Origin of the sequence: Butyrivibrio sp. INlla14, assembly GCF_900102515.1 — a bacterium.
Lineage (GTDB): Bacteria > Bacillota > Clostridia > Lachnospirales > Lachnospiraceae > Butyrivibrio.
In genome coordinates, this window is the sequence record NZ_FMVS01000012.1 from 71,027 (window position 1) to 86,078 (window position 15,052).

12 protein-coding genes are annotated in these 15,052 nt (G+C 41.3%); 3 read left to right on the forward strand and 9 right to left on the reverse strand.

Annotated features, from left to right (window positions below; all coding sequences use genetic code 11):
• The first annotated feature begins 128 nt into the window (after positions 1–128).
• Positions 129–1,091, forward strand: coding sequence for a LicD family protein (locus tag BLO53_RS09510; protein WP_092060891.1), 963 nt, complete (start codon positions 129–131; stop codon positions 1,089–1,091).
• A gap of 45 nt (positions 1,092–1,136) precedes the next feature.
• Here the strand turns inward: BLO53_RS09510 and BLO53_RS09515 are convergent, their stop codons facing one another.
• From BLO53_RS09515 to BLO53_RS09555, 9 genes are all read right to left on the reverse strand, one after another.
• Positions 1,137–3,461, reverse strand: a complete 2,325-nt coding sequence (locus BLO53_RS09515) for a LicD family protein (protein ID WP_092060893.1) — start codon at positions 3,459–3,461, stop codon at positions 1,137–1,139.
• Positions 3,462–3,572: 111 nt separating this feature from the next.
• Complete coding sequence (locus BLO53_RS09520) at positions 3,573–4,724, reverse strand: CgeB family protein (RefSeq protein WP_092060895.1); 1,152 nt, start codon at positions 4,722–4,724, stop codon at positions 3,573–3,575.
• A 76-nt stretch (positions 4,725–4,800) separates the two neighbouring features.
• On the reverse strand, positions 4,801–5,745 hold the full coding sequence (locus tag BLO53_RS09525) for an Rpn family recombination-promoting nuclease/putative transposase (RefSeq protein ID WP_092060897.1): 945 nt from the start codon (positions 5,743–5,745) through the stop codon (positions 4,801–4,803).
• A gap of 235 nt (positions 5,746–5,980) precedes the next feature.
• Positions 5,981–6,991: a glycosyltransferase family 2 protein gene (locus BLO53_RS09530; RefSeq protein ID WP_092060899.1), complete on the reverse strand. Its 1,011-nt coding sequence runs from the start codon at positions 6,989–6,991 to the stop codon at positions 5,981–5,983.
• A complete protein-coding gene (locus tag BLO53_RS09535; RefSeq protein WP_143003229.1) occupies positions 6,988–8,103 on the reverse strand; it encodes a glycosyltransferase family 4 protein in 1,116 nt (371 codons plus the stop codon). The genes BLO53_RS09530 and BLO53_RS09535 overlap by 4 nt, the downstream gene beginning before the upstream one ends.
• Before the next feature lie 60 nt (positions 8,104–8,163).
• Complete coding sequence (locus tag BLO53_RS09540; protein ID WP_092060903.1) at positions 8,164–9,333, reverse strand: CgeB family protein; 1,170 nt, start codon at positions 9,331–9,333, stop codon at positions 8,164–8,166.
• Between the two features lie 39 nt (positions 9,334–9,372).
• Positions 9,373–10,272 (reverse strand): hypothetical protein, encoded by a 900-nt coding sequence (locus tag BLO53_RS09545; RefSeq protein ID WP_092060905.1) that lies wholly within the window; start codon positions 10,270–10,272, stop codon positions 9,373–9,375.
• Positions 10,273–10,303: 31 nt separating this feature from the next.
• Positions 10,304–11,101, reverse strand: coding sequence for an alpha-1,2-fucosyltransferase (locus tag BLO53_RS09550; protein WP_092060908.1), 798 nt, complete (start codon positions 11,099–11,101; stop codon positions 10,304–10,306).
• Positions 11,088–12,110, reverse strand: coding sequence for a glycosyltransferase family 2 protein (locus BLO53_RS09555; RefSeq protein WP_242875352.1), 1,023 nt, complete (start codon positions 12,108–12,110; stop codon positions 11,088–11,090). Before BLO53_RS09555 ends, BLO53_RS09550 begins: the two co-directional genes overlap by 14 nt.
• A 118-nt stretch (positions 12,111–12,228) precedes the next feature.
• On the opposite strand from BLO53_RS09555, the gene BLO53_RS09560 reads away from it, so the two are divergent.
• On the forward strand, positions 12,229–13,212 hold the full coding sequence (locus BLO53_RS09560) for a DUF6492 family protein (RefSeq protein WP_092060912.1): 984 nt from the start codon (positions 12,229–12,231) through the stop codon (positions 13,210–13,212).
• Between the two features lie 23 nt (positions 13,213–13,235).
• On the forward strand, positions 13,236–15,047 hold the full coding sequence (locus tag BLO53_RS09565) for a glycosyltransferase (protein WP_092060914.1): 1,812 nt from the start codon (positions 13,236–13,238) through the stop codon (positions 15,045–15,047).
• Positions 15,048–15,052: the final 5 nt, after the last annotated feature.

Sequence of the window (15,052 nt, forward strand, 5' to 3'; positions counted from 1 at the left end):
GTCTTTAACTTCTGCCTGCGCTGAATTCTGCCATGCTTAAATGCATTCGGTATTAAGTATATTTTATCACATTTTAATGATACAATATAGATGAAAACTATATTTGAACCCGATTACAAGGAGCACCTATGAAACCTGACTCATCCTTTATCCCAGCAGAGTTCTTTAAATCAGAAACCCGCTTAGACTTCGAGATTCCAGAAACCATGAAAAGAGCCTGGGCAATCCAGCTCACTCTTTTACACCAGGTTCTGGAAATTGCCCAGAAAAACCATATAAAACTCTGGCTAGACTATGGCTCGCTTCTCGGTGCAGTTCGCCACAATGGCTATATACCTTGGGATGATGATATTGATATTTGCATGGAGCGCCCCAATTATATGAGATTTCTTTTTATTCTGGAAAAAGAGCTGCCGGAATACTGCAGAATTCGAAGTTTCTACACAACTCCTGGCTACGACCAGCCCAAGGCCTTCATTTCCAACAGGGATAAGATTGACCTAGGCGGCATACGGCCTATGCAGCTTGAGAAAGATATCACTCCCCTCTCCGAGGCGGATATAACTGACATCTACTATGGGCTTCCCTATGTTGCCGGAATAGATCTTTATCCTCTTGATTATGTGCCAAAAAGACAGGAAAAATGGGAGCTTATCAGGCAGATTTATATTGCAGTCTACGATCTTGCCATGGATTACGAAAAATATAAGAATGCAGGGGAATTGGAAGGATATATTGAGCAGCTTGAAGACCTTCTAAACGTTAAGGTAAAAAGAGATGGTGATGTGCGCTTTGAACTATGGAAACTAGCTGACAGTGTAGCCCAGATGACAACAAGACAAGAAGCAAACTCCATGCTCTGGTACCCGGACGCCGCCATGCGCTCCAACGACATGCGCAGACCAATTTCTGCCTATAATGAGACTATAGAGACAGACTTTGAAATGCTAAAAGCCCCAATCCCTGCTGGCTTCAAGGAGGTTCTCAGCGCCTGCTATGGAAGCAGCTTCATGACTCCTGTTCGACAGGTCTCTACTCACGACTATCCATTTTACAAAATGCAGCAGGAATACATTGACAGTTGCAGATAATGTCGACAGTCAAAAAAAGAAATCATTTGAAAACGAAAATCTGACTCACAGCTCGTAATTTGCAATCATTACGGGCTTTTTTTGTGCGATAAATTCCTGGACGATGGGCAAGGAGCTTCCATAATATGCGGTAAAAGAGCTGACGAAACAAGCTGCTGCCCTAGAATCAGTCATTTCTCTACTTCCGTACACTACATCAATTGTTGCCTCTCCTGCCAGGCTCTTGACTTTAGCATAAAAAAGTTCCAGTTCATTACTACAAGTATCAGTTCCTCCAGGCACACAAACCTTAGGCTGATAGAGATAGATAGTAGCCTCCACTTTATCAGCATTCTCTTTAAATATCTTAATACGCTCTCTTAGCGCCTCTTCAAACCGATCCTTATTTTCAAAATACTCATAGGGAGCTATGCCAAAGAGAATTTCCTTTTTAGACTCCTCTTTTTGTCTACCATCAAAGCCATATAGCCCCCTTGTAGCAATAATCTTGTTCTCCCAATAATTTCTATATTCTATTTTCTCTGACGCTTTGTTTGAATTATCTGCATAAACCTGACCGGATATATTACATAAGTCCGAAGTATTTTCCCCAAGAGCAAATTCAGTAAGCGCCTTAACATAGTGACTTCTGATATTCTCAGACTGAACCAGCACCTTGTCAGCATAGATCACACCAGGCTTTAAGACATAGAACTGCATACCAAGCATATCCGGAAGATCATTTTCTGTATACTCACCCACAGGGCCAATAGGAATGTAAATAAGTTCACGGGTAAAGTTTCGAAGATTTCTTGAATAGTAATACTCTGGCACCGTGAGGACTGGATTCCACTCATCGTACGGATTTTGGATGTATATTCTATCTGGGCAGTGCTCTGCTAGATCAAAATCTGTAAAGCCAACCAAATAAACATGATCAAGATTCACACTACCGGCATCAGCACTGTTTTCATCGCTACTTTCATCATGGCAAATTTTGGTATCACATTTTTCGCCATCTCTGTTCCAGCCGCATTCTGCCTCATTGTTACAACAATCATTCTCACCTGATTCGTTATCGCGACTCCTACTCTCCAACTCTTCTAAAATCCTCACATAATCCTCAAAATGCTCAGCCTCAAGGATTTCCTCGTCTGTGCTCTGGATTCGTCCGTAGAAATCCCTGTGCATAAGAGGAAGTGGCACCACATATACGTCTGTATCAGAATCTGCACACTCTTTTATAAAAGAGTTCTCAAGGCTCTTCCACTCAGAAGGCCCAACTGGAAGAAACAAAACTTCTCTCCTATTTCGCTCATGTACAGCCATCTGCTCCGAACAGCTTGCACTAGCTGCTTCCGCCGGATTCAGATTTCGTCCCTTATCATTACAGAAAGGCTCTGGCCTCTCCAGCATTTTTTTATCAAAAGAAAACTGTGGAAGTGCCGCTCCTGTCTCACTTTCAAATGCCTTTCTCTGGCCTTCAAAAGAAGGATAATCATGGCCTGCTACTCCCTTTTTTACTACATTGTAATCACCATAGCGGCCGCTTAATACCTTGTTGTAGCAGGCAGGGACTGGAATAAGGGTATCTTCAAAGGGCAGGTACACAGTCTCTTTGTAGTATTCAAGTTTCTCTCCTTTTCCGCCCTTTAAAATCCAGGGAAAAATCTGCCCTATATGATGCGTATTATTCGAACCAGTCTTTTCATCTATTTCAGATGGAGACGCCACTTCCGCCATGATGCTTTCCGCACGCCTGTACAGATCCACTGCCTTTATAAGCGCAGCTTCATTATGTCCAGCGTCATTTCCAGTTCTACCAGAAATATCATTTGGGGAAATACTTCCCTTATCACCGCTTGTCTTCTCAAGCTCTGTAATATAGGGCTCTGCTTCTGCCAGAAGGCGCATTATCCTATCGTCTCTCTCTTTTTCTTTTGCCGGATCATCATAAAGATAGTCCTTCAGGAAGATGTCTACTCCTGAAAGCCACGGAAAATTATAGTTATTTAAAAGATGTTCATCATCGAATCTGATATGATTGTTGTTCACCACTCTTGCAAGAAAAAGCCAGTGTCCCTGATGTCTCTCGTAATCATGGATGCAATAATTATCGGGAAGTTCTGCGTCACAAACTGCCCGAAACTTCTCGTAATCATCCCTCAGCATGCAAATATCAAGGTCATCGTCCCAGGGCACAAAACCACCGTGACGCACAGCGCCAAGGAAAGACCCCCAATCCGCAAAATATCTGATATTGTGAGCGCAACATATCCTGTCAATCTCCCAGAGCACGTCAAGAGCAGCAGCCCAGGACTGCTTAACCGCTGTCGGTATGTAGAAACCATTCCTGATCTCATCTCGAAAGAAATCCACTCCGTGTCGCATTAGATGCACCACCAAATCACTATTTTGCCCACTACATCTATATATCCAATATTTTTCGCCAAATATTCATCTGTATGTTCATGTCACTATAAGTAGTCTTTATCTCTGGCATTACACACTTAGTAGTGCCTCAATCCTGTCCTCATATCCAAAGGCTTCTTGAATCCGGGCCCTACCTGCTGCCGCAATCTGCTGCCTGATATCCTCATGGGCCAGGTAAAAGTCCGCCTTGGCTATGGCATCCTCAAGGGATGTATACAGCACGCATTCCTGCCCATCATAGAAATACTCTGCCAGCTCACTCTGATAACTTGATAAAAGAAATCCACCAGCCCCCATTACATCTAGTGCCCGAAGGGGGATTCCTGACCTATTTGCCTTAAGAACTGGGCACAGATTGATCTTACTTGCCGCAAATACCTGCGGCATCTCATCAAGGTAGTCCACAGAGCCACAATACTCCACCTTTGGGAGAATTCGCCTCTCATCCTCAGTCAGCTCAAAGGTATAGAGTTTGACCTGATGTCGCCCTGACAATACGCTAAGTAGCGTCATCCTCTCCAGGTGCGTCACGTGGGAAGCCACCGCCCAAGCCAGTTCCATGCGGCTTATCTGGATAGCCTTCTCAGAAAGCTGGCGGTAGCGCTTTCTTACGCTTTCCGAAAATTCCTCTGTTATCACATCATCCACAATATATCCGCCATATAGCTGCAGCTGCGTCTTCACAACGCCATCAATGTATCCCCTCTGATATTCATCCATATGGGACATCATAGCCGGAAGCATGGACTCATATAACTTTCCAACAAAAGAAATCTCACAGCCATATTTTTTTTCGTCAACCCGCAAAGTGCTAAGCCTCTCTGCATTAACTGCAAGAGGCAGGTAATACACATTGGATAGCCCCAGAGCCTTATACCGCTCATAATCAGCCCTTGCGAAAAAGAAAATCCTATTGCACTCATACTCCATGCACTCCGCAGTTGGCAAATTGGGCGGAGAATCAAAGAACCATGACACATACTTGATTCCACGCCTGTTACAAACCTTTGACACCACCGGCCAGAAGTTTGTGGTCAGCACTAGATCAAAACTTCCGCCATCTAAGTCTTTTTCCATCCTGGCAGTAAACTTCTCGTCTTCGTACTTGTCAACACCCTCTCTGTACAGCACATTTGCGCACTTATGCCCTGCCTTTTCAAGGTAATGCACAAGGTCATACTGAATATATGAATTTAGGAAATCGTAGAGAAGAATGTTCATATAAACTTACCAGAATTAGCTCTTTGGCTATATTCATATCGTTGTTAGCACTAGGTCAATATTGCTTGACCATCCATCATTTCTCAGCTTCTTTACACTGTTCCAGATACTCTTTTGCCTTATCTTCTGTAAGTTCAAACCTAGACACAAGCTTATTTACAATAGTTTCATCATCTACGCCATCTTCAAGCTTATCCTCTATAAAAACACGTATTCCCTGTTCAACTCCCTGCTCAAATATCGCTTCTGTGGCTCTGCACATCTTGACCTTTCCTCCTTCTTGCTTATCTGTGGGGATGTTGGCACCAGTAAACTCATTGATCACATTAATCGACTCAACGCTCATGCACCAGTCCTCCTCATGCTCAGATTGCATTTCTGCTAATAAATTATCTTCATTCTGTCTTTTGATAAACTCAAAGACATCTCCAACTTCTGTCTTAAACTTTTTGAAATCAGTAATATCATGTGGTGTAATAATATTTAATCTGTAATCATTACAATACCTTTTAATTTCAGATGGAACCTCCAAATACAAATCTGATAGGTTTCGTGGTCCAGACCATTCCTTATCATTCCAATATACCACAAGAGTTATAATGGGGACTATTCTATCACTTACTTTTAGCCCCGATAAAAAATCATCCCCTTCGTCCAATAGTTTTTCAGTTCTGTTTTTCTCTGCTATTTTCCTAATCTGATTTGTATAGTTGATTGCATCATATAAGCTAGCCCTAACCGGCATTGAACGGTCCATAGCAGTCTGGTTCTCTATGCCCAAAAGAACATAAACCACCCTGCCATCCATTTTGATACTACACGACTTTATTATGTCTCTTAGCTTAGAAAAATAAGTAGACTTAACAGAATCCAAAAAAGCCATTAGCTCTTTAGAATCCAGTTCGACCAAATCCTCAGCTTTTATAACTCCTTTTCCATCATGCAGATAATAATCGAATATGTCAGCAAATCTCTCTGAATTACCAAGATATTCATTCGACAAAATATCCTTTTTGCCCAATCTCTTTTCTCCTTTGCTAGTTTTACCTAAACGTCATAAAGGAGTCAGATTCACTGAAAAAAGAAAGATTATTAAAATAATAAAACAAACTTCATAAAAAAACTCACAATATAGGGAATCACGAGCGAGTTGCTCAGATACCTTTATGGCATTTAGACTCGAATAATAATATATCCAATAGTCCTAGATGTCAATGTCTGGTAAAAGAACTCCCTCGCCCGAAAATACTTGAAATTCACGCCCCAAACCTCATCTCGCACTCTTTCAGGATTGCCAGGTCAAGCTCTGCAATCTTGCTCATAATAAAATCATTCTCTTCAAAAGGAATCTTTATTACTTCGTTTCTAAGAGCCACCAGCTCTTTTATCATAGAGAGTTCCTTGGAAGGAAGTCCTTCAAAATACCTCTTCACATTTCTCTTATCTGCCCCGAGCCTTGCAATCTGGTTGTACAAACATCTGTTGACTGCATATGAATACACATTGGCCATCATAAACTCAATGGCCATCTGGCATCCGGGGTATTCCGGCCTGTCATGGCACTTGTCATAAGTCCCCTGCATAGCCCTGTAAACTGCATCATAGTATTTATCCAGATCCATCATCTTGGTGTTAGACCCTGCCGTGTCACAATAGTTGTAAAAAATCTCTTTTACCGCGGCAATTCTCCTGGCTCTTAAAAACGAATAAGTAAAAATCTCAAGATCCTCTAAGGCCGCCATATTGCGCTGCATTCGGACTTTGGGTTCTTCAAAAATCTCACGCCTGAAAATCTTGGTGACTAGATAGCCACCGCTGACAATAAGCCTTGAGCGCTTAATATCATCAAGGTCTCCTGCCAGGTCATCACTTACCTTCAAAAGAGCTGTATCTGTAGCCTCTGCATAAAACCCTGAATCCACAATGTCTGCCCCAGTTTCAATGGCCTTCTCATATAACTTTTCATACATGGTCGGCGCCACATAGTCATCCGCATCTGCCATTCCGATAAACTCTCCGGAGGCTGCATCAAGTCCAAGACTCCTGGCTCCTCCGCAGCCAAGGTTTTCCTTGCTGTCAACAACAACCACCCTGTCAGGAAACGCAGCCTTGCACCTGTTACAAATATCGATGGTGTCATCCTTGGAGGCATCATTAACAACCACTACCTCCATATCCTGAAGAGTCTGATTTACAAGGCTTCCCAGGCAGCGAGCCAGTGTATCATGGGCGTTATAGGCTGGAATAACTACGCTTACTTTTTTCATATAATCTCCATCAGTTCATCCATAAAGTGTCTTGAAAAAGCATCCATACTAAAAAACTCTTCGTAGGTTTCTCTGGCTTTATCAGCTATTTCCTGATAATTTAAATCCTGCGCCGCGCAATTAGCTCTGCTTTCCGGATTTTCTCCATTTGTAAGTCTCAATGAAACGCAGTGCCTCAGTGCATCTGCCAGTGAATCCACATTTTCTGTTTCGAACACAAATCCATTTTCGCCGTGTTTTATCCACTCAGTCACGCCACAGACACTTGAAACCACAGGAATTCTCCCCAGCATCATGGCTTCCACCGCTGTGGCGGAAAATGGCTCAAGCCTTGATGGCACCACCACATAGTCGCACTTACTTATCATCAAAAGAGCTTCATCATGAGGAAGTGTACCTAGTACCTTAAGTTCTTTTACCTCCCGTTCAGCATTAAGGAGTGTAGAGTAATAATCATCCTCTGATTCCATGGTGGCACCGCACATTATAAACTCACACTTCTCTCTAACATCCGAAGGGAGCCTTCGGACCGCTTCGCATAGAAGATCCTGGCCCTTAACATGTGAATAGGTAGCCGGGCATATAAACCTGACTTTCCCGGTATCTTCATCCCCAGAGGCTGGCATTTTCTCTTTTACATCCTTTATTCCGAAGGAAAGAAGCTTAGTCTCATACCCGCAGTATTTCTTAATAAACTCATTGGTCAGAGGGCTTACCCCGTATACCTTGATATTTGAATGTAAATCCGCTGGCTTTGGCAAAATCTGCTGATAATACTCAAACCAGTACTCATGCTCATGAATCCACCACATAGTGGGAACTTTAGTTGTATTCAGGGCATAAACCGCCTCAATGCAGACCAGGGTATTGGCAACCACCGCGTCAAACTTTCCAAAAATCCCCTGCCACATGGAAAGCTCATCCAGGAAATTGTCCGCTACTGTTACAAATACGCCCTCATTCTCCATCACTTCACGAAGAGGCCCATCTTCCATAGCAACCACATCCACGGAATGCCCCTCTTTCCTGCAGGCCCTCATGGCATCCAAAAGGACCAGCGGAGCACCGGTATTATTAAGACTATGGGTTATGAACAGCAGCTTATATCCCAAATCAACCTCCAAAATTCCCTACAATGAAATACTGTCCAACTATCGATATTCGCCAGTCCATCACCTGCTTTTCGTGGCAATGTACATAATTGCCTTGATCCTATCTTCAAAAGAGAAATCCTTTTTGGCCCTCTCGTGTCCTTTGGCCGCCAAAAGAACCCTCTCCGACTCATGGGAAAGGTAATAATCTATCTTTTCAATTGCTTCCTCCACACATTCGTAGGTAGCAATTTCATCCTCAAAAAAGAAATCGTCAAGCTCCGCCTGATGGGTTGTTAAAAGAAATCCTCCAACTCCAAGAACGTCAACCACGCGAAGTGGAATTCCTGTCCTGTTGGCTCTGAGCGTCGGATTAAGATTGATTTTGCTACTAAGAAAGACCTGAGGCATTTCCCTGCCATAGTTAACAGGGCCATGTATCTCTACTCCCTGACTTGTTAACAGGTCCCTGTTCTGATCTGTCACACTGGAGGCATAGAGTCTTGTACTATACCCATTTCCCGCACTTAGCCGCAGTAGCGCCAGTCTCTCCATGTGAGTTATATGGGCACAGATGGAATAAAAGAGCTGGGCTTTATTTGGCTGTACTGCCATTTCCGACTGATCCTTATAATGCCTGCAGACCTGTTCCACAAAATCCTCCGTAATAGCAGAATCCAACACCATACTTCCGGCATGTTTAAGCTGCACCTTGACCATTGCTTCCAGAAACTGTTGCTGCTCAGGTGTCATAATGGCTTTAAGCCCCAAGTATGAATCCGAATGGTATAGTCCTCCTACCAGGGACACATCGCACTTATACTCGCCAGCTGCCCTAAACGAAGATAATCTCTCTATATTTGCTCCAAGGGGAAGGTAATATACATTATCAAATCCTTGATTTTTATAAGTCTCGTAGTCATATTTGCAGAAAAAGAAAATTCGATTTGTGGTAAAGGAAAGTGTTTCCAGAGACTGTATCTCCGGCGGGCTGTCATAAACCCAGGCGGCATAAGAAATGTTGTTAACATAACAAATCCTTGCAACCGCAGGATAATAGTTAGTTGTGAGCACCATATCAAAAGAGCCCTCTGACAGCTCTTTTTTCATAAAAGCTGAAAACTCATCGTTTCCCTCTTTATCTGCCAATATAAATTGGACAATCTTACAGTTATGTCCAAGCTTTTTAATGCAATACAGCATATCTTCGGTCAGAAAAGAACCAAAGAGGTCAAGTAGTAGGATGTTCACAGGATTCTCCCAACTGATATCACATAGTGCATCAAACTGTCACATTAGCATCTCATTAAGGATTCGAGAAAACTTTTTGGCTCCATCCATAGTTAAATGATCCTGATCCAAAAAATCCTCGATATCCACTATCTGTTCATCATTAAAATCAATGAAATTCACTTCAAATGGAAGCCCATTTAGAATCTCATAAACAATCTTTTTGTATTCTGGATTTATGTGCCTTATATATTCTCTGGAAAAAGGCATTATCATCACATATATCCTTACTCCGCTGTGAGATAATATCTGGCATAGTTTATAAAAAAGCCCAATATTTTCCTCAAGGGTTGCCTTGTGCTGTATGTGCTTGTTCTGAAGTAGCGCCCTGTTTTTTGCGAACTTCTCTCTCTCATCCTGAGTAATCTTGCTCCATCCGCCACTTGCTACCACAATATTGGCATTTGCATCTCTTTTTATCCTGTCATTAAAATATGCTCTGTCCTGTAGAAAAAATGAATGATATTCATCTACAAATGTCTCATCAGAAAGCCTGCTGACAGCCCCCTCTTTCTGCTCGTCAGTAACATAATAATTGTGGGTTGTTCCAAACAGAGGATAATATATATCAAGACACCTTTCTTTAAACATTGTCCGCGACAGATCATAGTGAAAACTATAATAACCCAGTGCAAATACTACAGTTTTAACAACATGCTCCGTATCATTTTTTAGAATATCGACCAGGTGATGCGTGTCGTAAAAAATATCCTGCGAATGCATACAAAAGCTAAGAGAAGCTTTACTTATGCAGGAACAATCGATAGATTCAAGGCCATAACTAAGCCCGGTAAACACTATTTCCGGCTGCACCTTGTGTGTATTAAAGAGCCAGTGCATACTTTCAAGATAGCAATAATCGTAGTTTGCCAAAAAAAATGGATTTTGCTCAATACCCATTACCCCAAAGCTCCTATCCAAATATCTGCAATCAGATCACAACCCAATTATCAAGATACAGCATTCTCGAATCTCTATTTCTAAACCAGTTCGCCGGTGCAACGGTTATTCCGTCTCTATTTGAAACGGCAGCTCCCCACCAGCTAAAAGTAGAATTTGCTATGATGTGGTGTCTTGCTCTGGTCAAAAGATATAAATCCTCATAATCCCTTCTCATAGGCATAAATACTGTTTTCCTCTGCCAAATATCATCCATAAAGCTCTTGCAGTATTGGATATCATCACTGAAAACATAAAGAGTAGTGTTGTCATCTTTTCCGGGAATTGCATCCATTGCTCTCTTATAATATTCCAGAGTTATATCCCCATATTTTCTGACATTATCTTCATCCAGATAATCTCCGCGCCTTACATGCAGGGAAATCGAATTGCCTTCTTCAATTTCCCTGGCCACATTTCCAAAATCAGGATCAGGGTTTTCTTCCCTCAATCTTAGATTCTCTCTGCACCAGCTAATGAGCGGATCACAAAACTTCTTATCCTGCCAGAATCCGCTGTAAAAAACTTCATCATCTCCCTGCATCACTGTAAAAGGCTCATATTCTCTGCATATTTTCGTCACATTAAGGGCACCCTTAACCTCTTTATATTCAAAGTTAAAGTTCTGCAAGGAGTAATCTCTTTTTACTATGTCAGGATTATCCTCCAGCCTGTCAAAGAAAGAGGTGTAAAGCGCTGATTCGTTGCCCGTCACCTCTTCAATACATTTAGCAAAAGCATATTGAAAAAGCTGGTTTCCCAAACCTCCCATAACTTCAACGTAATTCATCCTGGCCAAATCTCCTGTCACACTCTTCCATGATCTTTATATCAAGCTCTGAAATCCTGCTTGTCACCTCCGGATTATCTCTATAAGGAATCTTTATGACCTTTTCTTTTAACTTGGCAAGTTCAGATATCATCTGCCTTTCTGAGTCATTTATTCTATCAAAGTAATCACTGACATGCTTTTCATCTGCGCCAAGCTTTAATATCTGGTCGTAAAGGCATCTGTTGATTCCATAGGAATACCATACGGCCTGAGCATACTCTATTGTCTGCTTTGCAGCCTCATAACTTGGAAGGTCATGGCAGAGCCTATAGGTTCCCTCAATAACACCATAAATACTTTCAAAATACTTGTCCTGATCAATGATCTTAGTATCTGAGCCTGGGGCATCACTGTAGTAATATAGGACTTCTTTCACAGTCCAAATGTCTTTGGCCTTGAGATACAAGTACTTTAAAACATCATTATCAGATAAAATCCTTACATGATTACGCATTTTGATTGGTGGATCAAAAAACAATTCTCTTCTGATAAGCTTACTCCAAAGATAACCACCTTGAAGAATGAGAATACGCCTCTTCTCATCATCAAGAATGCCTTCAGCCTCATTTGGCGTTGAAATCGTAGTGGCATCAGATGCTTCCACATAGAATCCACAATCTACCATGTCTGCATCTTTTTCTTTGGCTTTTTGATAGAGAAGTTCAAACATGTTTGAAGCGCAATAATCGTCGCTGTCACAAAAGCCTATATATTCACCTTGGGCAATCTCAAGACCTGTATTCTTGGCTCCGCCGCAGCCAAGATTCTGCTCATTGTTTAGAATAATAACCTTATCCGGAAACTGTTCCCTACACCTTTGCATTATTTCCCAGGTATCATCCCTTGAGGCATCATTAACAACAATTATCTCTATGTCATCCAGAGTCTGATGAACAAGACTTGTAAGACATTTAGCCAAGGTGTTATGAGCATTATATGCACCTACAATTATGCTAACCTTCTTCATTTTTCTTCTCCAAAGAATAAAGATGCGCGAATTGTTAACGTATTTATGTATATTTTATCACAATTTATAATATAATAGTATTAGGCACATCCGCTTATACAGCTATATGGAGGTATTTATGTCAAACCCACTTGAACAAAAATTCGAATGTATCATTCCATCAATAGTTCCTGACTACCTTCGATCAAGATCTTTTATACCATCATTTTTCAAATACCTTCCCATCAAAAAAATTGTATTTATCGGACCTTTAAGTCTGAAGGAACAGATTGATTCTGATATTACTGATGGAGTATTTGATAACCATGATGTTTCTTTTCTTGAAGAGGGGGCACTTATACCTTTTGCGCCTGTAAAAGAGATATTTTCCAAACTAATAGCTGAAGGCAAAAGTTCAAATCCTTCATCGGTGAATTGGTACTATCAGCAATTTCTCAAAATGGGCTATAGCAATATCTGTGAAGATGAATATTACCTAAGTTGGGACGCCGACACACTTCCACTTAGAAAAATAGAAATGTTTGCGCCAAATGGTAAGCCCTTCCTCGATGTGAAATATGAACTTCAGGAAAGTTATTTCTTAACAATAAACAGACTTTTTGGCTTTACAAAAGTCATTGAAAATTCCTTTATCTCAGAGCATATGCTTTTTAACAAAGAGCTTATGCAGGAGATGATTTCGGAAATAGAAAAAACTGATTTTGAAGGAATTTACTTCTATGAAAAAATCATGTCAGCAGTTGGCCCTGACAATCTTTATATTGGCTTTTCAGAATTTGAAACCTATGGTACCTGGGTTGCCATGAGACATCAGTCCAAGTACAGATTGCGCAACTGGAAGTCCTTCCGAAACACTAATTTTTTTGTCAATATTTCTGATCTTACCCAGGAAGATATGGACTGGCTGGCAATTAGCTATGACGCTGCTTCTTTTGAAAAATATCAGGAGACAGAGGAAATATTAACAGAGCTTTTCAGAAATCCTCGTTACAGAGAAAAGCTCACCCCGGAGCAATTCTATCTGTCTATCTTAGAAAGCGGCGCAATGGGAGAATACAAGGACGGAAAACTTATAAACAATGACGGCTACGCTCCCATATAATCCGGAAATGTGAGGCTGCCACCATGATCAACAATAAAATATGCTTTATTTGCTGCATCACAGATATCGAAAACGACAGTAGAATCGCCCAAAATATAAGTATGCTCTCTATTCCGGAGGGTTATGACGTGGAATACCTTGGCGTAACGCAGGCCAAGTCTATTGCTGATGGCTATAATGAGGCAATTGATTCTACTGATGCGCTTATAAAGATATTTCTAAAAGAAAGCGTCACGATAACTAGCCCTGATCTTCTAGCTGATATTGTCCGCATCTATTCAGGAAGCGATAAAATCGCAGTAATTGGGGCCTTGGGTACTGACAAGATGCCTGTTGATATGGTAATGCAGCATGGAATAATGTATGGCCAGGAATCAGATAATACCTATGCCGTAAATGGAGAATATCAGGAAGTTCTATGCATATCTGATGATCTGTTTACAGTAAAAGGTGATTATCGTTTTAACAGTGAGCTTTTTGATGGTGACAGTTTCTATAATGTGGATCTATGTGCCAGTGTCCTTAGAAGCGGTAAAAAAATAGTTGTGGCAAGTCAGTCTCCGGTTTACTGGACGAATGGTACTACTCCTCCCGTATATGATGATTCTTTTGAAAAATACAGGAAAATAGCTCTTGATAGGTACTCAGGGATCTTCAGGATTGATAAATCTGCAAGACGAATTGGCGTAGCTTTCCTTGAGGAGATGTCTGCCAATGACATGTTGTGGGCTCTTCTGCAGACCAGACATGATGTAGAGATTATGGATCTTGGTATTTCAATCTATAGAAATACCCCTGAGGATGTTGATAAAATCTACCATTTCATCACTGATCACCACATTGATATTGTTTTTAGTTTCGACTTCTGTCCTGCCATATCTGCTGCCTGTGAAAAGAAAAACATTAAATATGCCTCCTGGATCTATGACGCACCACAGGAAGCACTTTTTGACGCGCAGGTTCTAAACTCCTGCAATTATGTTTTTTCTTTTGACAAAGATCAGGTTAAAGATACTACTGAATTTGGATGTCCCCATGTTTTCTATCAGCCCCTTGCAGCCAACACCACAAGAATGTCAACGCTCGCAACAACGGCACAAGATGTAGACAGATTTTCCTGTGAAGTTTCATTTATAGGATCCCTATATTCTGATAATTTATACCGAGATGTATTAGAAAGAGTGTGCAGCAACACTCATAAAGAACTTGACAGAATAATTAAAGACTCTATGGGAATTTGGGATGGTCAGGATCATATCAGTGGCAAGCTATCGGACTCAGCCAGAGACGAGCTATTGGCTCTTCTATGCCAAAATAAAAATCCTCTTGCCAGGTTTTCACCGGACGCATACATAAATGCCATTTTTATTTCCAGATATCTTACAAGCCTTGAACGAACCGAAATACTAAGACGCATTTCCAAGTATGGCCTTCACTTTTACACCAGAGAAAGTAATGTTTGTATAGAAAATGTCACCCCTCTCCCTGCACTAGACTACAACTTTGAGCTCCCAAAGGCCTATGCCCTTAGCAAGATAAATCTTAATATCACCCTGCACACCATCACTTCTGGAATCCCACTGCGGGTATTTGACATTATGGGCTCTGGTGGATTCATGCTGACCAACTATCAGCCTGAAATCCAGGATCTTTTTGTCATAGGAAAAGATCTTGATGTTTTCCACAATATAGATGAACTGGAAGAAAAGATACAATTCTATCTTGGACATGATGACCTTAGAAGGCAAATCGCCAAAAATGGTCAGGAAATAATTAAAAAGAGCCATTCCTACGAAGTAAGCATGAATGCCATGCTCAGTAAGATGGCTCTGTAATTAGC